This is a genomic window from Bacillus lumedeiriae, from assembly GCF_044891285.1.
In the GTDB taxonomy this organism is placed as follows: Bacteria; Bacillota; Bacilli; order Bacillales; family Domibacillaceae; genus Pseudobacillus; species Pseudobacillus lumedeiriae.
Genome location: NZ_JAUIYO010000002.1, coordinates 282,225 through 306,202 on the forward strand (window position 1 = coordinate 282,225; position 23,978 = coordinate 306,202).

A 23,978-nucleotide genomic window follows, 5' to 3' on the forward strand; every position below is an offset into this window, starting at 1 on the left:
GTTGTAAGAGGGTTTTCTTCTTTTTTTATTGAATAAAAAAATACATCCATTTCTACACAGTAATCAACGGTCAATTTTGGTATTATAATAGATAATGATTCACTTTTAATTTCGTGATGCTACAACGTGGAGGATATTTTATGATCAATAAAAAGAAATTATGGAAAACGGCAGACGACCATAATACTCAAGATCGAATAGAGCAAATAAAACAAGAGCCAATTCCAGAACACATTGCTATTATTATGGATGGCAACGGCAGATGGGCGAAAAAACGGGCACTGCCGAGAATAGCTGGTCACCACGAAGGGATGAAAACAGTCAAAAAGATAACCAAGTTGGCAAACAAACTTGGCGTGAAAGCTTTAACCCTTTACGCGTTTTCAACAGAAAATTGGAAACGTCCAAAAACGGAAGTAGAATTTTTAATGAAATTGCCACAAGAGTTTCTTGGAACTTTTTTACCGGAGTTGATTGAAGAAAATGTACAGGTGCAAATGATGGGGGAGCGTAGTCAAATTCCAAGCCATACACTTAGTGCTGTGGAAAAAGCAATGGAAGCAACAAAAGACAACGATGGTTTAATCCTAAATTTTGCATTAAATTATGGAAGCCGCGCAGAGATTTTAACGGCTGTAAAAAATATAATCAATGATGCAAAAAATGGTATACTATTAGAGGAAAGTTTAAATGAGGAGATTTTTTCCCGCTACCTTATGACGGAGCATTTAAAGGACCCGGATTTACTGATTCGAACGAGCGGTGAAATCCGTTTAAGTAACTTCATGCTTTGGCAGCTGGCCTATACCGAGTTTTGGTTTACTGATGTGAACTGGCCGGATTTCCAAGAAAGTCATTTGCTCGAAGCGGTAGAAGCTTTCCAAAGGCGTTCCCGCCGATTTGGCGGTTTGTCGTAGGTATTCATCAGGATAAAAGTTAGGAGTATGAGAAATGAAACAACGTATAGTGACCGCCGTTATTGCAGCAGCAGCTTTTTTGCCAATTGTTTTGTACGGCGGCTGGCCATTTATTTTATTGGCTTATTTCATGGCTGTGATCGGTTTGACTGAAGCATTAAAAATGAAGAAGATTGCTCCTGTTTCTATGCCTGGGCTGCTTTCTATTTTTTTGCTTTGTATCATATTAATGCCAGACCGCTTAACAGCGGCGGTTGAGCAGGCTGGATATGATAAGCTTCAGCTGGCAGCTTTATTTGCTTTGCTTTTATTAGTTTACACCGTTGTCTCGAAAAATCGCTTTCATTTTGAAGATGCCGGTTTTTGTGTTTTAGCTGCTTTATATGTGGGGTTTGGTTTTTATTACTTTATAGAAACAAGGGAAGCAGGGGCTATATTTGTTTTTTTTGCTCTGTTTATTACATGGGCAACGGACTCCGGTGCTTACTTTGTCGGACGGTCATTTGGAAAGCGCAAATTATGGCCTGAAATCAGTCCGAAAAAAACGGTCGAGGGCTCTATTGGCGGGATTCTTTCAGCTGTGATCGTAGCGTGCATCATAGCATTATTAGCAGACATGGGCACACCTTTATTAAAACTGCTCATTGCTACCGCAATCCTGTCTATATTCGGCCAGCTTGGCGATTTGGCGGAGTCTGCTCTTAAACGTTATTATGGAGTGAAAGATTCAGGCACTTTATTGCCCGGCCACGGCGGTATTTTGGATAGGACAGACAGCTGGCTGTTTGTATTCCCGCTCGTTCATTTACTTCACCTAGTGTAACAGCATAGTTTGTTTGAGGAGATGAAAGTTGTGAAGAAATTAAGTCTTTTAGGTGCGACTGGTTCTATCGGCCAGCAGACACTGGATGTGATTCAGCAGCACCGCGAAGAGTTTTCGCTGGCGGCTTTTTCAGCTGGCAGAAACATAGAGGAAACGAGAAAAATCATTCTTAACTTCCAGCCAGAATTAGTATCTGTGGAACGCAGAGAAGATGCAGAGAAGCTAAAGGCTGAATTCCCTGCAGTAACCATTCTTTATGGAGAAGAAGGACTCATGGAAGCAGCTGTTTTCCAGTCAGCAGAGATTTTAGTGAATGCGGTGGTTGGCAGTGTGGGGCTAAACCCGACACTTCAGGCGATTGAAGCCGGAAAAACGATTGCGATTGCTAATAAAGAAACGCTTGTCACTGCGGGGCATCTCGTGATGGCGGCCGCCCAAAGGCACAATGTTGCTCTGTTGCCGGTAGATAGTGAACACTCTGCTATTTTTCAATGTCTGCAAGGGGAAAAGGAGAAAAATATTGAACGGCTTGTTTTGACAGCATCCGGCGGCAGCTTCCGAGACCGCACGCGGGAAGACTTGCAGCACGTGACTGTTCAAGAAGCGTTAAACCATCCAAACTGGTCAATGGGTGCAAAAATTACGATCGATTCGGCAACAATGATGAATAAAGGGTTAGAGGTGATTGAGGCACATTGGCTTTTTCATTTGCCATATGAGCAAATTGATGTTATTTTACATCGAGAAAGTATTATCCATTCGATGGTCGAATTTCAAGATAGCTCGGTTATAGCTCAGCTTGGCACGCCGGATATGCGTGTGCCGATTCAATATGCACTTACCTATCCGGATCGTCTGCCGCTGCCAGCTGCTCAGCGGCTCAATTTACTGGAAGTGGGCCAGCTTCATTTTCAGCCGGTCGATCGCGAGCGTTTTCGCATGCTGGCACTTGCTTATCAAGCAGGAAAAGCGGGCGGGACAGTGCCGACAGTTCTGAATGCTGCCAACGAAGCTGCGGTGGCTGCTTTTCTTGACGGGAAAATCACATTTTTGCAAATTGATGAAATGGTTGAACGTGCCCTTGAAAAACATCAGCCTCTTTCAAATCCCGACTTGGAAACGATTCAGCAAACCGACAAAGAGGCAAGAAATTTCGTCCACTCACTTTTATAAAAAAGGTGGTTATTTATATTGAATACTGTTATAGCGTTTATCGTTATATTTGGTGCCCTTGTTTTTTTTCATGAGTTGGGCCACTTCATTTTTGCCAAGCGGGCCGGCATTCTCTGCAGAGAGTTTGCTATTGGATTTGGACCGAAAGTGTTCGCTCATAAAAAAGGAGAAACGATCTATACACTGCGCCTTCTTCCATTAGGAGGGTATGTCCGAATGGCAGGAGAAGACCCGGAAATGGTCGATTTAAAAGCTGGACATCGTATCGGCGCTGTATTTAACAATCGTGAAGAAATCGTTAAAATTATTATAAACGGCAGGGATCGTTATCCAGAGGCGCGGGTCATTGAAGTGGAAACAGCCGACCTTGAGCATCAGCTGACAATTAGAGGCTATGAAGATGGTGAAGAGGAGATAAAGACGTTCCCTATTCATCGTGAAGCGGTTATTTCGGAGGAAGGGATTGAAAGTCAGATCTCACCGTGGGATCGTCAGTTTGCTTCAAAAACACTCGGACAGCGGTCAATGGCTATTTTTGCAGGTCCTCTCTTTAACTTTATTCTAGCGTTTGTTGTTTTTGTTCTGATTGCTGTTATGCAGGGGATTCCGACGGATGAGCCGGAACTAGGTAAGCTGACACCTGATGGAGCAGCGAAAGAAGCTGGTTTGATGGCAGGCGATAAAGTCATTAGTATTAACGGACAAGGAGTCGCAAGCTGGAACGACATTGTCACAATTATTCAGAAAAACCCGCAAACGAAGATGGATTTTACCGTAGAGCGGGACGGGGGCACATTAGATATACCTGTAACACCAAAAGTTCATGAAGTAGAGGGACAGAAAATAGGTATTATCGGCGTGCACAGTCCGGTGGAAAAGTCGTTTTTCGGTTCTATTACGTATGGAGCAAAAGAAACATATTTTTGGACAGTAGAAATTATCCGCTTGCTCGGCAAGCTCGTCACTGGCCAGTTTTCAATTGATATGCTTTCTGGTCCTGTCGGTATTTATGTATCTACTGATACAGTAGCCAAATCAGGTGTGATGAATTTAATGAAATGGGCCGGTGTGCTAAGTATTAACTTAGGGATTATGAACTTGCTTCCACTTCCAGCACTAGATGGCGGGCGCCTGTTATTTTTCCTTATTGAAGCGTTAAGAGGCAAGCCAATTGACCGGCAAAAAGAAGGGGTCGTCCACTTCGTTGGATTTGCCTTGTTGATGCTGTTAATGATTGTCGTAACGTGGAATGATATTCAACGATTCTTTTTACAATAAAATAGTTTGAGGTGTGTGTAATGAAACAAAGCCAAACGTTAATTCCTACATTAAGAGAAGTACCAGCCGATGCCGATGTAAAGAGCCATCAGTTATTGTTAAAAGCGGGCTTTATTCGTCAGAATGCGAGCGGAATCTACAGCTATTTGCCGCTCGGTAAAAAAGTACTGCGTAAAGTAGAGGACATTGTCCGGGAGGAAATGGACAATGCCGGTGCAGCAGAACTGTTAATGCCTGCTTTACAGCAAGCTGAATTATGGCAGGAGTCAGGCCGCTGGTATACGTACGGTCCAGAGCTCATGCGCTTAAAAGATCGCCATGAACGCGGGTTTGCGCTGGGAGCGACTCACGAAGAGGTCATCACAAGCTTAGTTCGTGATGAAGTGAAATCGTACAAGCGTCTGCCATTAACGTTATATCAAATCCAAACAAAATTCCGTGATGAAAAACGGCCGCGTTTCGGTTTGCTTCGCGGAAGAGAATTTGTGATGAAAGACGCATACTCTTTCCACACATCTCATGAAAGTTTAGGAGACGTATACGATCGGATGTTTACGGCATATTCGAATGTTTTTCGCCGGTGTGGCTTGGATTTCCGAGCAGTTATCGCTGATTCAGGAGCGATGGGCGGTAAAGATACGCATGAGTTTATGGTACTTTCTGAGATTGGTGAAGATACAATTGCTTACTCTAATTCTTCCGATTATGCTGCTAATATCGAGATGGCTCCTGTTGTCGCTGTTTATGAAAAAAGTGGAGAAGAAGAACGCGAAATGGAAAAGGTTTCCACGCCAGATGCGAAAACAATCAGCAGCGTAGCAGAGCTTTTGAATGTTACGGCTGAACAGTGTCTGAAATCTCTGCTTTTCAAAATAGACGAAGAGTATGTACTTGTTCTTGTACGCGGAGACCACGAAGTAAATGATATTAAGCTGAAGAATTTGTTCCAGGCGGATAGCGTTGAGCTTGCTGAACATGAGGAAGTAAGCAGAGTACTTGGCTGCACGATTGGTTCGCTTGGACCGGTTAACGTGAAAGAAGGCGTAAAAGTTCTTGCGGATCATGCTGTAAAGGCGATCACGAATGGTGTGTGCGGCGCTAACGAAGAAGGTTTCCATTTTATTAATGTGAATGTTGAAAAGGATTATCACGTTGATCAATATGCAGATGTGCGTTTCATTCAGGAAGGCGACCCATCTCCTGACGGAAAAGGTACCATTCAGTTCGCCAAAGGTATTGAAGTAGGCCATATTTTCAAATTAGGCACACGTTACAGCGAAGCGATGAACGCGACCTATTTAGATGAAAATGGACGAACGCAGCCAATGATTATGGGATGCTACGGCATCGGTGTTTCACGGACGTTGGCGGCAGTTGCTGAACAGTTTAATGATGATCAAGGCTTTGTCTGGCCTAAAGCCCTTTCTCCTTTTGATGTTCATTTAGTTCCGATCAATATGAAGGACGAAAGTCAGCATGCACTGGCGGAAGAACTTTACAGTGTGCTTCGGGAAAACCGGTACGATGTGTTAATGGATGATCGGGCTGAGCGTCCGGGAGTGAAATTTGCTGACAGTGATTTAATCGGTTTACCAATCCGGGTCACAATCGGCAAAAAAGCGGCGGAAGGCATCGTTGAAGTGAAAGTACGCAAAACAGGTGAGATGATAGAAGTTCACAAAAACGAACTAGCTGCGAAGATTCACGAGATTTTTCAAGCGATCTAACGGAAACCCCGTTAATTGAAAAGGTACCTGATTCAGGTGCCTTTTTTCTGTTAAAATAGGAAGGAACGATGAATGGAGGCATGTAAATGAATGAAGAATCCCAAGGAAGACGACAGCGGTTCCAGTTGCTTTTGCAGCAGCTGAAGTTGACGGAAGACGCAGTTGTTAGATATTTTGAGGGAGCTGAAATTTCAAAGTTAACTGTTGAACGCCAGACGAAGCGATGGCATTTTTCTTTTATAACGGAAACGATTATTCCTGGCCGGGTACTTGAAACATTTGCAAATGCGCTAAACTATGCATTTAAAGAGATTGCCCGTGTTACTTTTTCGATCACAGTAAGGAATGCAGCCGTTTCGGAGGAGCTGATCGGCGAATACTGGACTTTTTGTGTCAGTCAGCTTGAAGGCATTTCTCCCCCGATGCTTGCGCTGTTAAACGGCCGCAAGCCTATGGTGAAAGGAAATAAATTAATCGTCAGTGTCGGTAATGATGCGGAAGGCATGACGCTGAAGAATAAATACGGCGATTGGATTTGCCAAACATATCAACATTATGGCTTTCCGCCAATGATGTTTGACGTGTCCGTTACAGAGCAGGAAAAAAATGATGAGTTTCAGCAGTTTCTTAAAGAGAAGCAGCAAGAAGACGCTGAACGGGCGATGCAGGCTGTTATTGAAATGCAGAAACGGGAAGAGAGTACAGATCAAGGGGAAGAGGCGGTCAGCGGACCTCTTATGATCGGCTTAAAGATTAAAGATGATGCTGAATTTAAAAAATTGGAAGAAATTCAAGATGAAGAGCGCCGAATTGCTATTGAAGGTTATGTGTTTGATGCGGAAACGAAAGAACTTAGAAGCGGCCGCACGCTGTTAACGTTTAAAATTACAGATTACACGGACTCCATATTAGTCAAAATGTTCTCCCGTGATAAAGAAGATGCGGCTCTTTACAATCGGATGAGAAAAGGCATGTGGGTAAGAGCAAGAGGGACGGTGCAGAACGATACGTTCGTACGGGATCTTGTAATGATTGCAAATGATGTAAACGAAATTACCCCCGTGATGCGTCAAGATATGGCCCCGGAAGAAAAAAAGCGCGTGGAACTTCATCTTCATACGCCGATGAGCCAAATGGATGCCGTTTCACCTATCGGGGACTTAATTGCTCAAGCGGCTAAATGGGGCCATAAAGCGATTGCTGTTACGGATCACGCTGTTGCTCAGTCCTTTCCGGATGCATACAGCGCGGGCAAAAAGCATGGTGTAAAAGTGTTGTACGGTGTCGAAGCGAATTTAGTAGATGATGGTGTGCCTATCGCCTACAATGATGCTCACCGCTTGCTCGCAGATGAAACGTATGTCGTTTTTGATGTGGAAACGACCGGCCTTTCTGCGGTTTATGACACAATTATTGAACTAGCTGCTGTCAAAATAAAAGATGGGGACATTATTGATCGGTTTGAGTCATTTGCTAATCCCCATCATCCTCTTTCTGCCACGACGATTAACTTAACTGGCATTACGGACGATCTCGTTCAAAATGCACCGGAAGTGGAAGAGGTGCTGAAGAAGTTTAAAGACTGGACAGAAGATGCGATTTTTGTGGCCCATAATGCTTCATTTGACATGGGGTTTTTAAATGCGGGATATACTCGCTATGGGCTTGGCAAGTCTGTAAATCCCGTAATCGATACACTTGAATTAGCTAGATTTTTGTACCCAACATTGAAAAATCACAGACTTAATACCTTGGCGAAAAAATTCGATGTGGAATTGACGCAGCATCACCGGGCCATTTATGATGCGGAAGCAACAGGGTATTTATTCGTAAGAATGCTAAAAGATGCTGCTGAGAAAAATATTTCGTATCATGATGATTTTAACATTCATATGGGAGAAGGAAGCGCGTATAAACGGGCTCGTCCATTCCATTGTACGATCCTGGCCAAGAATGAAACTGGATTGAAGAACTTATTTAAGCTTATTTCTATTTCGCATATTGACTACTTTTACAGGGTGCCGCGAATACCAAGGTCTGTGCTGCAAAAGCATCGAGAAGGATTAATCCTCGGCTCAGGATGCGACAAGGGCGAAGTATTTGAAAGCATGATGCAAAAAGGAATAGAACAGGCGGAGAAAGCGGCCGGGTTTTATGACTACTTGGAGGTACATCCAAAAGAGGTATATGCCCACTTACTTGAGCTTGAGCTTGTCCGGGATGAACAGGCCCTTGAAGATATCATTAAAAACATGGTGGAGCTCGGTGGAAAAATGGGATTGCCTGTAGTGGCTACTGGGAATGTTCATTATTTAAACCCGACGGACAAAGTACATCGTAAAATTTTGATCAATTCCCAAGGGGGAGCGAATCCCCTCAACCGGCATGAACTGCCTGATGTCCATTTCCGTACAACGAATGAAATGCTGGATGCGTTCAGCTTTTTAGGAAAAGAGACAGCAGAGAAAATAGTAGTAGAAAACACGAATAAAATCGCAGATATGACAGATGAGGTTAAGCCGATCAAGGACGATCTTTATACGCCAAAAATTGAAGGGGCCGATGAAGAAGTTCGTAATATGAGTTATGAAAAAGCAAGAAATATTTACGGGGAGAATTTGCCGGAAATCGTGGAAGCAAGGCTGGAAAAAGAGCTGAAAAGTATTATCGGCCACGGCTTTGCTGTTATTTACCTTATTTCTCATAAGCTTGTGAAAAAATCGCTCGATGACGGTTATCTTGTTGGTTCAAGGGGGTCTGTCGGTTCATCATTTGTTGCGACAATGACTGAAATTACTGAGGTGAATCCGCTTCCGCCTCATTATGTTTGTCCGCAGTGCCAAAGGTCAGAGTTTTTTAATGACGGTTCCATCGGCTCAGGGTTTGATCTGCCCGATAAAAACTGTCCAGATTGTCAAATCAGATACACGAAAGACGGCCACGATATTCCATTCGAAACCTTCCTCGGATTCAAAGGAGACAAGGTGCCTGATATCGATCTCAACTTTTCGGGGGAGTATCAGCCGATTGCTCACAATTATACGAAAGTGTTATTTGGTGAAGAGTATGTGTACCGTGCCGGGACGATTGGAACGGTGGCGGATAAAACGGCGTTTGGTTATGTAAAAGGCTACGCGGGAGACAATAATTTGCAGCTGAGGGGAGCGGAAGTAGACAGGCTTGCTAAAGGCTGTACCGGTGTAAAGAGAACAACGGGGCAGCACCCGGGCGGGATTATTGTCGTACCGGATTATATGGATATTTATGACTTCTCTCCCATTCAGTATCCGGCAGACAGTGATAAATCGGAGTGGAAAACGACTCATTTTGATTTCCATTCTATTCATGATAATTTACTGAAGCTCGATATTCTTGGACACGATGACCCAACGGTTATTCGGATGCTGCAAGATTTGTCCGGCATTGATCCGAAAACCATCCCGACGGATGATCCAGAAGTGATGAAGATTTTCAGCGGCACGGAATCACTTGGTGTGACAGAGGAACAAATCATGTGCAAGACTGGTACACTTGGTATTCCGGAATTCGGCACACGTTTTGTCCGGCAGATGCTCGAAGATACAAAGCCGACGACCTTTTCCGAACTTGTTCAGATTTCAGGATTGTCTCACGGAACTGATGTGTGGCTTGGAAATGCGCAGGAATTGATTCATAATGGCATTTGCGAACTGAGCGATGTAATCGGCTGCCGGGACGATATTATGGTGTACTTAATTTACCAAGGTCTTGAACCTGGCTTCGCCTTTAAAATCATGGAATCTGTCCGGAAAGGCAAAGGGCTGACAGATGAAATGGAAGAAGAAATGCGCAGTAAGGAAGTGCCTGAATGGTATATCGATTCATGTAAGAAAATTAAGTACATGTTCCCGAAGGCGCATGCTGCAGCATATGTATTAATGGCTGTTCGGATCGCTTATTTTAAAGTTCATCTGCCGCTTCTTTACTATGCGGCCTATTTTACAGTGCGTGCAGAGGATTTCGATATTGATTCGATGGTGAAAGGATCGGCTGCCATTAAGTCGCTTATAGAGGAGATTAATGCGAAAGGCCTGGAAGCTTCTCCAAAAGAGAAAAGCTTGTTGACCGTACTAGAGCTGGCGCTTGAAATGTGTGAGCGGGGGTTTAAGTTCCAGAAAGTGGACTTATATCGTTCGAATGCTGATCAGTTTATTATTGATGGTGACTCGCTTATTCCGCCGTTTAACTCTATTCCGGGTCTTGGCACGAATGCTGCTTACAATATTGTGAAGGCGCGGGAAGAGGGAGAATTTCTTTCAAAAGAAGACCTGCAGCAGCGTGGAAAAGTATCTAAAACCATTATTGAGTATTTAGATAATCATGGCTGTCTTGCGTCACTGCCTGACCAGAATCAGCTCTCTCTCTTTTAAGCGGAAGGGGAGCTGAGTTGCATAAAATAAAGGAATATGGTATATTTTAATGGAAATACTAATTGATAACTCTCTTTCGAAAGAGTGGGGCATCCCCACTCTTTCGTGTTTATAAAAGGGTTTCAATGTGAATCAGAGATTTCATTCAACCAAGAGCAGTGAAAACAGCTGCAAAAAGTACGGAGCAACAGAAAGCCAGCTGGAAGTTCATCATCCTGCTTCGCGGGGATGCGGGCGGCAGATTAACGACTTTATACTGCTCTTGTCATTCTTCATTGGGAACCAGTGAGATGGAGGTATATATGAGCAAAGTTATTGAAATCGTGGAAAAAATGGCACAGCCGATTGTGGAAGACCTACAGTTGGAACTTGTTGATATCGAGTACGTCAAGGAAGGCAAGAATTGGTTCCTGCGCATCTATATTGACAAAGAGCAAGGAGTAGACATCGAGGAATGTGGAATCGTTAGCGAACGATTGAGTGAAAAGCTGGACGAAACAGATCCAATTCCTTATAACTACTTTTTAGAAGTTTCTTCTCCAGGGGCAGAGCGTCCTTTGAAAACGATCAGGGACTATGAACGCGCCGTCGGAAAGCGCGTAAACGTAAAAACATACGAACCGATCGAAGGGGAAAAAGCATTCGAAGGCACATTATTATCATTCGAACAAAAAGAGTTATTGATTGAATACTTAATCAAAACGAGGAAAAAACAAGTAGTCATTCCGTTGGAAAAAGTGGCAAAAGCTAGGCTGGCTGTTACATTTTCGTAAAGTAAAATCAGCTATAGCGGTTTTTTTCATGCGGATTGCTTGACTGTAAGTGGAAATGACTGTTTATCATTACGTAAGGGAGCGAAAAGTCCGATGAGCACTGAACTATACGATGCTCTTTTATATTTGGAAAAAGAAAAGGGAATAGAACAAGGTTTAATCATTGAAGCAATTGAGGCCGCACTTATTTCCGCATATAAACGAAATTTTAATCAGGCGCAAAATGTTCGTGTTGATTTGAACCTTGAGACAGGTACGATGCGTGTGTTCGCCCGTAAAGAAGTGGTGGATGAAGTATTTGATTCCCGCTTAGAAATTTCTGAGGCTGATGCCCGCGGGATTAACCCTGCGTATGAGATTGGCGATATCGTCGAGCTTGAAGTGACACCGAAGGATTTTGGCCGTATTGCCGCACAAACAGCGAAGCAGGTCGTTACCCAACGTGTACGGGAAGCTGAAAGAGGAATTATTTATTCGGAATTTATCGACCGTGAGGAAGATATTATGACGGGAATTGTCCAGCGTCAAGATTCCCGTTTTATTTATGTCAGCCTCGGGAAAATTGAGGCGCTTTTGCCGCTTTCTGAGCAAATGCCTAATGAAAGCTATAAGCCGCATGACCGTATCAAAGTCTATATTACGAAGGTGGAGCGGACAACAAAAGGGCCGCAAATCTTTGTTTCAAGAACGCATCCAGGATTATTAAAGAGACTGTTTGAGCTAGAAGTACCGGAAATCTTTGACGGAACTGTAGAAATTCGTTCTGTTTCCCGCGAGGCAGGCGATCGTTCGAAGATTTCGGTTTATGCGGAAAATCCTGAAGTAGATCCGGTTGGTGCTTGTGTAGGGCCGAAAGGAAATCGGGTTCAAGCGATTGTGAATGAATTAAAAGGGGAAAAAATCGATATTGTAAAATGGTCCGAAGATCCGGTTATTTTCGTTGCGAATGCATTAAGTCCATCGAAAGTGGTGGATGTACAAGTCGATGAAGAAGCGAAAGCAACAACGGTCGTTGTTCCAGACTATCAATTGTCCCTTGCAATTGGGAAGCGGGGGCAAAATGCCCGCCTCGCAGCAAAGTTGACAGGTTGGAAGATTGATATTAAGAGTGAAACGGATGCCCGCGAAGCTGGAGTCTATCCCCGTGATCACGCGGTATCCGCTATTGAAGACGAAGAGGCTTACGACTTTTCCTCCGAAGAAATTGAATAAGAGGTGAAGAAACATGGCTCAGCCAAAAAAGGTGCCGCTCAGAAAATGTGTAGCAACGGGTGAAATGAAGGCCAAAAAAGAAATGGTGCGCATTGTCCGCTCAAAAGAAGGAGAAGTATCTGTCGATTTGACCGGAAAAAAATCCGGCCGCGGAGCGTATGTATCAAAGACAAAAGAAGCAGTGGAGATTGCGAAAACAAAAGGCATTTTATCAAGACAGTTAGATGCGGCTGTGCCAGACAGTGTGTTTGAGGAACTCCTTTCTTATGTGGAAAAGGAGACGGACTAATAGATGAATGAGCCACAGTGGGCAAAGTTGCTGGGATTAGCCAATAGAGCGCGCAAAATTATTTCGGGTGAAGAACTGACAATAAAAGAAATTCAAAAAGGCCGGGCAGAGCTAGTACTGCTTTCAGGGGACGCGTCGCCAAACACAAGGAAAAAAATCCAGGACAAAGCCAACTTTTATCAAGTACCATTAAAGTGGATTGATAATAGGTATGTTCTCGGCCAGGCAATCGGCAAAGAGGCAAGGGTAGTCGCGGCTGTTTTAGATGCAGGGTTTGCTAAAAAGCTTTCCGCCCTCCTCGATGATACTATGCGGGGGTGAACATATGAGTAAAAAAAGAGTACATGAATATGCGAAAGAAAAAAACGTGTCAAGTAAAGTGGTCATTGAAAAACTTAAAGGGTTAAATGTAGAAGTCTCTAACCACATGACTGTTATTGACGAGGAGGCTATACAAAAATTGGAAAAATCTTTCACTAATACAAATAAACAAAACAACACAAATTCATCTAACAAACCTGCTGGCAGCTCCCAAGGAACAGGCCAGTCTGCTAACAAAGGAAAAGCAGGAAACAAAGGATCAGCTGGACAGAAAAACTCCCAGCAAAAAGGATTTAATCAGGGAAAAGGGAACAATAAGAATCAAGGGAGAGGCAAACAACAGGGGAATAAACAGCGGCAAACAAAACCAGCTGCTGTCCCTCAGCCATCAAAAGTAAAAGAACTTCCTGAAAAAATTACGTTTACAGGCTCATTAACGGTTGTAGAATTGGGGAAAAAATTAAACCGTGAGCCTTCCGAAATTATTAAAAAGCTGTTTATGGTCGGTGTGATGGCTACGATTAACCAAGAGCTTGACAGTGATGCTATTGAACTGATCGCGGGCGAATACGGCGTAGAAGTAGAAGAAGAAATCTTGATCGATAAAGCAGATCTAGAAGTGTACTTTGAAGAAGATAAGGAAGGTAATCAGCAAGAACGTCCAGCTGTTGTAACGATTATGGGTCACGTTGACCACGGGAAAACAACGCTTCTTGATTCTATTCGTCATACGAAAGTATCAGAAGGTGAAGCTGGAGGAATTACTCAGCATATCGGTGCATACCAAATTGAAGAAAGTGGCAAGAAGATCACTTTCCTTGATACACCAGGACACGCTGCATTTACTACAATGCGTGCCCGGGGGGCAAAAATCACAGATATTACAATTCTTGTCGTTGCAGCGGATGATGGAGTGATGCCGCAAACAATTGAAGCGATTAACCATGCGAAAGCCGCTGAAGTACCGATTATCGTGGCCGTCAACAAAATTGATAAGCCGACAGCGAATCCGGACCGTGTGATGCAGGAATTAACAGAACAAAATCTTGTTCCTGAGGCATGGGGCGGCGACACGATCTTTGTTCCGCTTTCAGCTAAGACAGGTGAAGGCATTGAACAGCTTCTTGAAATGATCTTGCTTGTAGCGGAAGTGGAAGAGCTAAAAGCGAACCCAGACCGCCGGGCCATTGGTACAGTTATTGAAGCGGAGCTTGATAAAGGACGCGGTTCTGTTGCGACATTACTTGTGCAAAATGGAACATTAAACGTTGGCGACCCTATTGTTGTCGGAAATACGTTTGGGCGTGTTCGTGCAATGGTCAATGACCTGGGGCGCCGTATAAAAACAGCTGGACCTTCTACTCCGATTGAAATTACTGGTTTAAATGATGTTCCGCATGCTGGCGACCGTTTTGTTGTGTTTGGGGATGAGAAAACAGCTCGTCAAATCGGTGAGGCTCGTGCTCAGGAGGCCTTACAGGCACAGCGCAGCGAGAAAACACGTGTCAGCTTAGATAACTTGTTCGAACATATGAAACAAGGGGAAATGAAAGAATTAAACATCGTATTGAAGGCGGATGTTCAAGGAACGCTTGAAGCAGTCGCTGCAGCCCTTCAAAAGCTAGAAGTAGAGGGTGTCAATGTGAAGATCATTCATACAGGAGTCGGTGCGATCACTGAGTCTGATATTATCCTTGCTTCTGCATCAGATGCTATTGTCATTGGCTTTAACGTTCGTCCGGATGTCAACGCAAAGCGGGCAGCAGATACAGAAGAAGTAGATGTTCGTCTGCACCGTATTATCTATAAAGCCATTGAGGAAATTGAAGCAGCCATGAAAGGGATGCTTGATCCTGAATTCCAAGAAAAGATTATTGGCCAGGCGGAAGTGCGTCAAACCTTCAAAGTATCTAAAGTGGGAACGATTGCCGGCTCTTATGTTACAGAAGGAAAGATTACTCGTGACAGCGGTGTACGCTTAATTCGCGATGGCATCGTGATCTTCGAAGGCGAGATCGATGCACTCAAACGATTTAAAGATGATGCTAAAGAAGTCAGCCAAGGTTATGAATGTGGAGTGACGATCAAAAACTTTAACGATGTGAAAGAGGGCGACATTATCGAAGCCTTTATTGAGGAAGAAATCGAACGCAAATGATCGGCTATGTTGAAATAGAGTACGTCATTTACGATTCACACTCGTTGAAGGAAAAACGGGCAGTGCTGCAGCGCACAATCACGCGTCTTAAGCAAAAGTTAAACGTTTCTGTGGCAGAAATAGACCATCAAGACGTTTGGCAGCGTACAAAACTTGCTGTTGTTACTGTCGCTTCCACTAAGAAGGCAGCGGAAAGGGAGTTGGAAAATGCCCTGCATTTTCTAGACTCTTTCCCTGAGTGGGAACGGCTTGCTGCTTCCTATGAATGGCTATAGTGAGGTGAGAAAGATGAGTCTTCGTTCGAATCGTGTCGGCGAACAAATGAAAAAAGAGCTGACAGATATTTTAAATCGGAAAGTAAAAGATCCCCGCATCGGCTTTATCACTGTCACAGATGTAGAAGTGACCGGCGACCTGCAACAGGCAAAGGTGTATATTACAGTGCTGGGAAACGAGCAAGAGCGTGAGGATACATTGAAAGCTTTAACAAAAGCAAAAGGGTTTATCCGTTCAGAGGTTGGACAGAGAATCCGCCTGCGTAAAACTCCGGAGCTGCTTTTCGAAATAGATGCGTCGATTGAATATGGCAATCGAATCGATACGTTGTTAAGGGAAATCGACAGCCGATCAATAGACCAATGATAAACATCAAAGGATCGTAAGGTTCTGGCCTCTTTAGTGAATGTGATATAGACGCTTGTTCGCACATCTATATTCATTTTCTTTTGAGATGCCGGGGCCTTTTTTATGCTTGAAAAGGAGAGATAACGAATGAATGGAATACTTCCTCTTTGGAAAGAAAAAGGCATGACCTCTCATGATTGTGTATTTAAAGTGCGTAAAATCTTAAAAATGAAGAAAGTCGGACATACTGGAACGCTTGATCCGGACGTAGAAGGAGTGCTTCCTATTTGTCTTGGCCGTGCAACAAAGCTGTCTGAATATATTATGAATTCCGGAAAGATGTATGAAGGGGAAGTGACGATCGGGTATTCAACGACTACAGAAGATGCTTCGGGAGAAGTCGTAGAAAGGAAGCCTGTTTATTCACGCATTTCAAGAATGGAGATTCTAGATATTTTCCGTTCGCTCACTGGAGAAATCACTCAGACTCCTCCAATGTTTTCGGCTGTGAAGGTAAATGGCAAGCGTCTGTATGAATATGCTCGCCAAGGGATAGAAGTAGAAAGGCCTTCAAGAATAGTAAGGATTGATAAATTAGAGCTTTTGGACGATCGAGAGTGGTTTGAAGGGGAAACGATCCGCTTTTCCTTTCGTGTATCCTGCAGCAAAGGAACATATATTCGGACATTGGCTGTGATGATCGGCGAAAAGCTTGGGTATCCAGCACATATGTCAAAACTTGTACGAACGTCTTCAGGAGGATTTGTGAAACAGCAATGTGTGACGCTGGATACACTTGCACAGCTTCAAGAAAATGAAGCCGTTCCCTCCGTTCTTCATCCTCTTGAAAAGGGAGTCGAATATTTGCCGAAATGGCCAATAAATGATACATTAGCAAAGAAAGTGATGAACGGTTCTGTACTGGATGTTCCAGCAGATTGGCCTGGAAAAGCACAAGAAGCTGCAGTATTTGAGAATGAGAACTTGCTGGCAATTTATCAGCTCCATCCGGCCAAGCCGGGAAAAGTGAAGCCGATTAAGGTATTAGTTGATTGATGGGAAGATAGGTGAAAACGATGAAAGTGTATATGTTGCGTCATCCGCATAACCTTCAAAAGAATAATTTTCCTTCCATAGTGATGGCCCTTGGTTTTTTTGATGGGGTTCATACTGGGCATCAGCAAGTGATTCGTGCGGCGGTAGCAAAAGCAAAGAGTCAAGGGATAAAAAGTGCGGTGATGACGTTTGACCCTCATCCATCCGTCGTCCTTGGCAATAAGCATAAGCAAATAAAATATATCACTCCTATTGATGAAAAGATTGAAAAAATTGAATCGTTAGAAGTGGATTACTTGTTTATCGTCCGCTTCACTTCTGATTTTGCCGCGCTCGAACCGCAGCAATTTGTGGATGAATACATTATTGGTCTCCACGTGAAGCATGTCGTGGCAGGATTTGATTATACATATGGCCGCCTTGGAAAAGGAACGATGGAAACACTCCCCTTTCATTCGCGTGGAGCATTTACCTCTACAACAGTGGATAGATTTGAGCATGATAAAGAAAAAGTCAGTTCTACAAAGATCCGCCGGCTGCTTAGTGAGGGAAGTGTGGGAGAAGCTGCCCGTTTGCTTGGCAGGTTGTATGAAATAAAAGGAACGGTGATTCACGGAGATAAACGCGGCCGGAAAATAGGTTTTCCGACGGCTAATATTGAAGTGAATGAGGATCAATTAATTCCTGAGACAGGGGTATATGCGGTGAAATTAAAGGTAAAGGAACAGTGGCATAATGGTGTGTGCAACATCGGCTACCGTCCAACGTTTAAGCATCCGGATGAACACAGTCTGTCGGTAGAAGTGCATGTTTTTGATTTTCACCGGTCGATCTATGGAGAAGAGGTTTCTATCAAATGGTATACTCGTCTGCGCGGTGAACAGAAATTTGATGGAATTGATGCTCTTATTGCTCAGATCAATCAGGATAAGCAGGCTGCTGCTTCTTACCTTAAAGAACAAGGGTAAAAAGGTTGCACTTTTCTGTAGAATAAGTTATGATAACAAGTGCATTATTTGAACCTTTGCTCGGCATCGCGCCACTCCGACGCATGCTTGGTAACAGGGGATTTTATAAAAATAAGGAGGAATTACAATGGCTTTAACTCAAGAACGCAAGAACGAAATCATCAACCAATACAAAACTCATGAAAGTGATACTGGTTCTCCAGAGGTGCAAATCGCTGTACTTACAGAGCAAATCAACACGTTAAATGGGCATTTGCGCACTCACAAAAAAGACCATCATTCACGTCGTGGATTGTTAAAAATGGTTGGACGTCGTCGTAACTTGTTATCATATTTACGTAACAAGGATGTTCAACGTTATCGTGAATTGATTCAAAAATTAGGCTTGCGTCGCTAAGCAGCTCAAAGAGGTTGTCCCTTAAGTGCCTGGCTCCTTCTTTATACGTCCATATATGTAGATGACCGAAAGTTATTACTATATGGGCGCTAGAGGTGCCAAGCCCTGTACTTTTGGGGCATCCTCTTTTTATTACGAGAAAAACATTTGGGATTTAATTCCAAGGTTAAATAAAAATAGAATGAGTAACTTATGTTTTTTAGCGAAAAATACATAGGATAGATAAATTCATTAAAAGATATAACTTTGCATGAATCGACACGAGTGTTATGCTAATAGTTAGAATAATACGTAATGATCACATTTTATGGTATAGAGAGGGGTTCATTTATGGAGCAAAGAAAGCAGACGTTTTCCATAGAATGGGCAGGCCGCCAGCTGACTGTTGAGGTTGGCCAGGTCGCTAAGCAAGCTAATGGAGCGGCATTAATCCGTTATGGAGATACGGTCGTATTGAGTACAGCAACTGCTTCAAAAGAAGCAAAGCCTTTTGACTTTTTCCCGTTGACAGTTAATTATGAGGAACGCTTATATGCTGTTGGGAAAATCCCAGGCGGATTTATTAAGAGAGAAGGCCGTCCGAGTGAGAAAGCAACGCTCGCAAGCCGTCTGATCGACCGCCCGATCCGTCCGTTGTTTGCAGAAGGATTTCGTAATGAGGTGCAAGTGATCAGCGTGGTAATGAGCGTCGATCAGAACTGCTCTTCTGAAATGGCAGCGATGTTCGGTTCATCTCTGGCATTAAGCATTTCTGATATTCCATTTGAAGGACCGATTGCTGGTGTCATCGTTGGCCGTGTCAATGGAGAATTTATCATTAATCCATCCGTTGAACAACTTGAGGCAAGCGATATGCATTTAACTGTAGCCGGAACGAAAGACGCAATCAACATGGTAGAGGCGGGTGCGGATGAAGTAACCGAGGAAGTCATGCTTGAAGCGATCATGTTTGGTCATGAAGAAATTAAGCGGTTAATTGCTTTTCAAGAAGAGATTGTAAAGGCAGCAGGTAAAGAAAAAATTGAAGTTGAATTATACGAACTAGATGCAGAGGCCGAACAACAAGTTCGCGCTATCTGTGAAAAAGAGATGATTGCAGCGATACAGGTGCAGGAGAAGCATGCACGTGAAGATGCGATCAACGCAGTAAAGGCAGACGTTATTGAAAAATTTACGGCTGAAGAAGCGGATGAAGCAACGATGAAACAAGTTTCACAAATTTTGGACAAGATTGTAAAAGAAGAAGTCCGCCGCTTAATTACAGTAGAAAAAGTAAGACCCGACGGCCGAAAAATTGATGAGATTCGTCCGCTGTCTTCTGAAGTCAGCTTACTGCCGCGTACACATGGTTCTGGGATGTTTACCCGCGGGCAAACACAAGTGCTCAGCATTTGTACACTTGGGGCATTGGGAGATGTCCAAATTCTGGACGGGCTTGGTATTGAAGAGTCTAAACGTTTTATGCACCACTATAATTTTCCTTCCTTTAGTGTGGGAGAAACTCGTCCGCTGCGTGCACCAGGCCGCCGTGAAATTGGACACGGAGCCCTGGGAGAACGAGCGCTCGAGCCGATTATTCCAGATGAGAAGGAATTTCCATATACCGTTCGACTCGTATCCGAAGTGCTTGAATCAAACGGCTCTTCTTCGCAAGCAAGCATTTGTGCCAGTACAATGGCTCTAATGGACGCAGGTGTTCCGATTAAGGCTCCTGTAGCTGGAATTGCGATGGGACTTGTAAAGTCTGGTGAGCACTATACGGTTTTATCAGACATTCAAGGAATGGAAGACCATTTAGGAGATATGGACTTTAAAGTAGCTGGTACAGCTAAAGGTGTAACAGCGCTGCAAATGGATATTAAAATTGAAGGGTTGAGCCGTCAAATTTTAGAGGAAGCCCTTCAGCAAGCAAAGAAAGGCCGTATGCATATTTTAGATCATATGATTTCTGTCATCGCCGAACCGCGCAGCGAACTCTCAGATTATGCTCCGAAAATCTTAACAATGACGATTAATCCGGATAAGATTCGTGATGTTATTGGGCCGAGCGGAAAACAAATTAATAAAATTATCGAGGAAACAGGAGTTAAGATTGATATCGAACAGGATGGTACGATCTTTATTTCTTCTATTAATGCTGAGCAGAACCAGGCTGCGAAGAGAATTATTGCTGACATCGTACGTGAAGTCGAAGTGGGACAAATGTATGACGGTACAGTGAAACGGATTGAGAAATTTGGTACATTTGTGGAACTGTTCCCTGGCAAAGACGGACTTGTCCATATTTCAGAGCTTGCTGAAGAGCGTGTTCGTAAAGTGGAAGACGTGGTTTCACTTGGTGATAAGCTACTCGTGAAAGTCATCGGAATTGATGAACAAGGACGGGTAAACCTTTCACGCAAAGCTGTGCTTAAAGAGCAGAAAGAAGCAGCTGAAAAACAAGAACAGCAATCGTAATCGTGTAACCAGAGGGGAAATCCTCTGGTTTTTTCGATTGTTCTATATCCTTCTCGTTGTTCATAATTTTAAAACAATAGAAGGAGGCATAGACAATGTGGAAAATAAAACATATGATTAGTATATTAGTGATGGGAATCATCCTATTTTTTTTCGTAGAAAACCAGGCAGTCAGTGCTTATCTTGCGCAGTTAAAACATAAAGCCGTGTTTACACATCAAAGTGTTCCGTCATTAAGGGACCGAATCAAACAAGAAGCGAAAGATCGGCGGATTCAGCCGCAGGACGCTAAAATAGACCGTGTGTGGAAAGCTATTCCAGGGTATAATGGACTGGAAGTAGATGAAAAAAAATCATATAAAATGATGAAAAAAGATGGAGTGTTTAAAGAAAACCGTTTAATATACAAACAGGTACCGCCTGAGGTTCATTTAAAGGACTTGCCTCCTGCCCCGATCTATCGCGGCCACCCAGACAAAACGATGGTTAGTTTTGCTATTAATGTGGCTTGGGGAGAAGAATATTTGCCAGACATGTTAGAAGTATTGAAAAAACATTCAATTCATGCTACGTTTTTCTTCGAAGGACGGTGGGTAAAAAATCACCCGGATCTGGCAAAAATGATTATTGAGGCCGGTCACGAGGGGGGAAATCATTCCTATACTCATCCTGATATGGCGCGTATAAGTGAAGCACGTGCGGCAGAAGAAATGGAAAAAACGAATAGCGTCATTGAGTCCGCAACAGGGACACGTCCTGTCTTGTTTGCTCCTCCGAGCGGAAGTTTCACTGATGTGACAGTGAAAACGGCTCATCGTCTAGGAATGCAGACAACGTTGTGGACAGTAGATACGATTGACTGGAAGAAGCCGGCGCCTGATGTCCTTATTAATAGGGTAATAAGCCGCGTTCATCCGGGGGCGATTATTTTAATGCATCCGACTGAAGCGTCATCAGCTTCCTTAAATACATTGATCACAGAAATACAAGCTAAACAATTAAAAATAGACACTGTGTCTAATCTGCTAAATGAAACTAGAATTATTTCTCATAAAACATCTAGTCATTAACGAACCTCGGCTTTTTTCACAGCAGCTGAAGTAGGAGGATTACATTGATAAAAAAGTTTACTTGCGATAATGGAGTTACAATAGTAATGGAAGAGATACCAACTGTACGATCAGCAGCGATTGGTATTTGGATTGCCACAGGCTCAAGAGATGAAACGCCTGAAAATAATGGGATTTCCCACTTTCTAGAGCATATGTTTTTTAAAGGAACGGACACGAAATCAGCAAAGGAAATTGCTGAGAGCTTCGATAGCATCGGAGGGCAGGTCAATGCATTTACTTCAAAAGAGTATACGTGTTACTACGCGAAAGTGCTTGACAATCATGCATCTTATGCTTTAGATACACTTGCTGATATGTTTTTTAACTCCTCTTTCGTTGAAGAAGAGATGAATAAGGAGAAAAGCGTCATAGCGGAAGAAATTAAAATGTATGAAGATACACCTGATGACATTGTTCATGATTTGCTGAGCAAAGCTGTTTATAAAAATCATCCGCTAGGGTATCCGATTCTTGGTACGGAAGAGACATTGGCTTCCTTTACTAGAGAAAAGCTAAAACAGTACATGCATAATATGTATACACCTGACCGCGTTGTTATTTCTATTGCGGGCAATGTTAATGAACAGTTAATCAAACAGGCGGTAAAGCTTTTCGGCTCGTATGAAGGCGGCAGCCGTTTGACGAATCATACTGCTCCAGAAACATTTACAGAAAAGGTATCTCGAAAAAAAGAAACAGAACAAGCACATCTTTGTCTTGGATTCGAAGGGCTGCCGATCGGCCATCAGAATGTATACAGTTTAATTGTTCTGAACAATATTTTAGGAGGAAGTATGTCTTCTCGGCTATTTCAAGAAGTACGTGAGCAGAGAGGCCTTGCCTATTCCGTTTTCTCCTATCATTCCTCTTTCCAAGACAGCGGCCTTGTGACAATTTACGGCGGTACAGGGGCGAATCAGGTGAATGAACTGTTCGAAACGATTCAGGAAACACTTGCGGTTCTGAAAGCAGAAGGAATCAGTGAAAAAGAACTGCGCAATAGCAAAGAGCAGTTAAAAGGCAGCCTGATGCTAAGTCTAGAAAGTACGAACAGCCGAATGAGCCGTAATGGAAAAAATGAACTATTGTTGAAAAAGCACCGTTCTCTCGATGAGATCGTGAGTTTGATTGATGAGGTCACGTTAGAAAGCGTCAATGTTCTTGGTAATAAAATTTTCGACAGCGACTATTCAGCAGCTTTGATCAGCCCTGATGGAAAGCTTCCTATTAATATGTAATCAAAGTGTTTAAGATGATTTCCCCTGCATAATGCAGGGGATTTTTTTTATGAAAAAGAAACTATTTCCCTATTCATTTCACCGAAACTTTATTTCTTCATACAATGTAGAAGTAAGGCAGTAGAGAGTGTGAAAAGGGTGGTGAAGGCGATGCTGACAGAATTCCAAATAGCGGTGTTGGGAGGAGATGCCCGGCAGCTTGAAATCATCAGGAAACTAACAGAGCTTGATGCCAAGGTATATTTGGCAGGATTTGAACAGCTGGAACAAAGCTTTACTGGTGCTGTAAAAGAAAAACTAGAAGAGCTGCCTTTTGATGAATTAGACGCCATCATACTTCCTGTAGCGGGCTTACAGCCGACAGGTGAAATTGAAACAGTGTTTTCATCCGCACCTCTTCGCTTAACGGAAGAAATGCTCACAAGAACACCGGCTCACTGTGTCATATTTACTGGGATCAGTCCACCGGTTCTCACGAAGTTGGCAGAGCAAACAGGAAAAACGCTTATTCGATTATTTGACCGTGATGATGTAGCTATTTATAATTCGATCCCGACAGCCGAGGGAGCAGTTATGATGGCGATTCAGCATACCGATTTTACAATACATGGCTCATCTGTCGCTGTTCTCGGGATGGGGAGAGTAGGGATGAGTGTAGCTAGAACGTTTAAAAACTTAGGAGCAAATGTAAGGCTCGGTGCAAGAAAAAGCGAGCATTTGGCTCGGGCGATTGAAATGGGGCTGACACCATTTTCCATTGAACAGCTTCCTCAAGAAGCAGAGACTCTTGATATTGTGATTAATACAATCCCTTCTCGAGTCATTACGGCTCCAGCGATCGTAAAAATGAAGCCGAACACATTAATTATTGATTTAGCTTCCAAACCAGGGGGAACTGATTTTCAATTTGCTAAAAAAAGGGGTATAAAAGCGATCCTTGCTTTAGGGCTGCCCGGAATTGTTGCTCCTAAAACAGCAGGCCAGGTACTGGCAGGTGTGCTTGCGGAACTATTAAGAAAGATGGATAACAGGAAAGGGGATTGAAA

General features: G+C 43.3%; 20 protein-coding genes. All 20 read left to right on the forward strand.

The features are described from left to right. The first annotated feature begins 140 nt into the window (after nt 1-140). The 20 genes from QYG89_RS04930 (at nt 141) to dpaA (ending at nt 23,976) form a co-directional block, all read left to right on the forward strand. Nucleotides 141-917, forward strand: a complete 777-nt coding sequence (locus QYG89_RS04930) for an isoprenyl transferase (RefSeq protein ID WP_404315163.1) — start codon at nt 141-143, stop codon at nt 915-917. A 34-nt stretch (nt 918-951) separates the two neighbouring features. Beyond that, entirely contained in the window at nt 952-1,740 is a 789-nt protein-coding gene (locus QYG89_RS04935; RefSeq protein WP_404315165.1) for a phosphatidate cytidylyltransferase, read from the forward strand. 30 nt (nt 1,741-1,770) lie between these two features. Beyond that, nucleotides 1,771-2,913: a 1-deoxy-D-xylulose-5-phosphate reductoisomerase gene (dxr, locus tag QYG89_RS04940; protein ID WP_404315167.1), complete on the forward strand. Its 1,143-nt coding sequence runs from the start codon at nt 1,771-1,773 to the stop codon at nt 2,911-2,913. Nucleotides 2,914-2,931: 18 nt separating this feature from the next. After that, nucleotides 2,932-4,191 (forward strand): RIP metalloprotease RseP, encoded by a 1,260-nt coding sequence (rseP, locus tag QYG89_RS04945; protein ID WP_404315169.1) that lies wholly within the window; start codon nt 2,932-2,934, stop codon nt 4,189-4,191. A gap of 20 nt (nt 4,192-4,211) precedes the next feature. Further along, the gene (locus tag QYG89_RS04950; RefSeq protein ID WP_404315171.1) at nt 4,212-5,918 is read left to right on the forward strand and encodes a proline--tRNA ligase; all 1,707 of its coding nucleotides are present in this window, start codon (nt 4,212-4,214) and stop codon (nt 5,916-5,918) included. 86 nt (nt 5,919-6,004) lie between these two features. Continuing rightward, nucleotides 6,005-10,327, forward strand: a complete 4,323-nt coding sequence (locus QYG89_RS04955; protein WP_404315173.1) for a PolC-type DNA polymerase III — start codon at nt 6,005-6,007, stop codon at nt 10,325-10,327. A gap of 302 nt (nt 10,328-10,629) precedes the next feature. Beyond that, on the forward strand, nt 10,630-11,100 hold the full coding sequence (rimP, locus tag QYG89_RS04960; protein ID WP_404315175.1) for a ribosome maturation factor RimP: 471 nt from the start codon (nt 10,630-10,632) through the stop codon (nt 11,098-11,100). 93 nt (nt 11,101-11,193) lie between these two features. Further along, nucleotides 11,194-12,312 carry a transcription termination factor NusA gene (gene nusA / locus QYG89_RS04965; protein ID WP_404315177.1) on the forward strand — a complete coding sequence of 373 codons (1,119 nt, stop codon included), beginning with the start codon at nt 11,194-11,196 and terminating at the stop codon, nt 12,310-12,312. Nucleotides 12,313-12,325: 13 nt separating this feature from the next. Beyond that, nucleotides 12,326-12,601 (forward strand): RNase P modulator RnpM, encoded by a 276-nt coding sequence (gene rnpM, locus QYG89_RS04970; RefSeq protein ID WP_404315179.1) that lies wholly within the window; start codon nt 12,326-12,328, stop codon nt 12,599-12,601. Nucleotides 12,602-12,604: 3 nt separating this feature from the next. Beyond that, nucleotides 12,605-12,922, forward strand: coding sequence for a YlxQ family RNA-binding protein (locus tag QYG89_RS04975; protein ID WP_404315181.1), 318 nt, complete (start codon nt 12,605-12,607; stop codon nt 12,920-12,922). A 4-nt stretch (nt 12,923-12,926) separates the two neighbouring features. Then, nucleotides 12,927-15,080 carry a translation initiation factor IF-2 gene (infB, locus tag QYG89_RS04980; RefSeq protein ID WP_404315183.1) on the forward strand — a complete coding sequence of 718 codons (2,154 nt, stop codon included), beginning with the start codon at nt 12,927-12,929 and terminating at the stop codon, nt 15,078-15,080. Then, a complete protein-coding gene (locus tag QYG89_RS04985; RefSeq protein ID WP_404315185.1) occupies nt 15,077-15,355 on the forward strand; it encodes a DUF503 domain-containing protein in 279 nt (92 codons plus the stop codon). The genes infB and QYG89_RS04985 overlap by 4 nt, the downstream gene beginning before the upstream one ends. A gap of 13 nt (nt 15,356-15,368) precedes the next feature. Then, nucleotides 15,369-15,722 carry a 30S ribosome-binding factor RbfA gene (rbfA, locus tag QYG89_RS04990; protein ID WP_404315187.1) on the forward strand — a complete coding sequence of 118 codons (354 nt, stop codon included), beginning with the start codon at nt 15,369-15,371 and terminating at the stop codon, nt 15,720-15,722. 129 nt (nt 15,723-15,851) lie between these two features. Further along, nucleotides 15,852-16,760: a tRNA pseudouridine(55) synthase TruB gene (gene truB, locus QYG89_RS04995; RefSeq protein ID WP_404315189.1), complete on the forward strand. Its 909-nt coding sequence runs from the start codon at nt 15,852-15,854 to the stop codon at nt 16,758-16,760. A 20-nt stretch (nt 16,761-16,780) separates the two neighbouring features. Then, nucleotides 16,781-17,728 (forward strand): bifunctional riboflavin kinase/FAD synthetase, encoded by a 948-nt coding sequence (gene ribF / locus QYG89_RS05000; protein WP_404315191.1) that lies wholly within the window; start codon nt 16,781-16,783, stop codon nt 17,726-17,728. A gap of 127 nt (nt 17,729-17,855) precedes the next feature. Further along, nucleotides 17,856-18,125, forward strand: coding sequence for a 30S ribosomal protein S15 (gene rpsO, locus QYG89_RS05005; protein ID WP_404315193.1), 270 nt, complete (start codon nt 17,856-17,858; stop codon nt 18,123-18,125). 330 nt (nt 18,126-18,455) lie between these two features. Next, entirely contained in the window at nt 18,456-20,582 is a 2,127-nt protein-coding gene (pnp, locus tag QYG89_RS05010; RefSeq protein WP_404315195.1) for a polyribonucleotide nucleotidyltransferase, read from the forward strand. Between the two features lie 95 nt (nt 20,583-20,677). Next, entirely contained in the window at nt 20,678-21,652 is a 975-nt protein-coding gene (locus QYG89_RS05015; RefSeq protein WP_404315197.1) for a polysaccharide deacetylase family protein, read from the forward strand. Nucleotides 21,653-21,696: 44 nt separating this feature from the next. Beyond that, entirely contained in the window at nt 21,697-22,932 is a 1,236-nt protein-coding gene (locus QYG89_RS05020; protein ID WP_404315199.1) for a M16 family metallopeptidase, read from the forward strand. Nucleotides 22,933-23,082: 150 nt separating this feature from the next. After that, nucleotides 23,083-23,976 carry a dipicolinic acid synthetase subunit A gene (gene dpaA, locus QYG89_RS05025; protein WP_404315201.1) on the forward strand — a complete coding sequence of 298 codons (894 nt, stop codon included), beginning with the start codon at nt 23,083-23,085 and terminating at the stop codon, nt 23,974-23,976. Nucleotides 23,977-23,978 lie beyond the last annotated feature (2 nt).

Coding starts and splice junctions, on each gene's coding strand:
- dpaA (WP_404315201.1), top strand. CDS start 23,083: ATGCTGACAGAATTCCAAATAGCGGTGTTGGGAGGAGATGCCCGGCAG.
- QYG89_RS05015 (WP_404315197.1), top strand. CDS start 20,678: ATGTGGAAAATAAAACATATGATTAGTATATTAGTGATGGGAATCATC.
- QYG89_RS04930 (WP_404315163.1), top strand. CDS start 141: ATGATCAATAAAAAGAAATTATGGAAAACGGCAGACGACCATAATACT.
- QYG89_RS04985 (WP_404315185.1), top strand. CDS start 15,077: ATGATCGGCTATGTTGAAATAGAGTACGTCATTTACGATTCACACTCG.
- rimP (WP_404315175.1), top strand. CDS start 10,630: ATGAGCAAAGTTATTGAAATCGTGGAAAAAATGGCACAGCCGATTGTG.
- pnp (WP_404315195.1), top strand. CDS start 18,456: ATGGAGCAAAGAAAGCAGACGTTTTCCATAGAATGGGCAGGCCGCCAG.
- rpsO (WP_404315193.1), top strand. CDS start 17,856: ATGGCTTTAACTCAAGAACGCAAGAACGAAATCATCAACCAATACAAA.
- QYG89_RS04935 (WP_404315165.1), top strand. CDS start 952: ATGAAACAACGTATAGTGACCGCCGTTATTGCAGCAGCAGCTTTTTTG.
- nusA (WP_404315177.1), top strand. CDS start 11,194: ATGAGCACTGAACTATACGATGCTCTTTTATATTTGGAAAAAGAAAAG.
- rbfA (WP_404315187.1), top strand. CDS start 15,369: ATGAGTCTTCGTTCGAATCGTGTCGGCGAACAAATGAAAAAAGAGCTG.
- QYG89_RS04975 (WP_404315181.1), top strand. CDS start 12,605: ATGAATGAGCCACAGTGGGCAAAGTTGCTGGGATTAGCCAATAGAGCG.
- rnpM (WP_404315179.1), top strand. CDS start 12,326: ATGGCTCAGCCAAAAAAGGTGCCGCTCAGAAAATGTGTAGCAACGGGT.
- truB (WP_404315189.1), top strand. CDS start 15,852: ATGAATGGAATACTTCCTCTTTGGAAAGAAAAAGGCATGACCTCTCAT.
- QYG89_RS04955 (WP_404315173.1), top strand. CDS start 6,005: ATGAATGAAGAATCCCAAGGAAGACGACAGCGGTTCCAGTTGCTTTTG.
- infB (WP_404315183.1), top strand. CDS start 12,927: ATGAGTAAAAAAAGAGTACATGAATATGCGAAAGAAAAAAACGTGTCA.
- QYG89_RS04950 (WP_404315171.1), top strand. CDS start 4,212: ATGAAACAAAGCCAAACGTTAATTCCTACATTAAGAGAAGTACCAGCC.
- ribF (WP_404315191.1), top strand. CDS start 16,781: ATGAAAGTGTATATGTTGCGTCATCCGCATAACCTTCAAAAGAATAAT.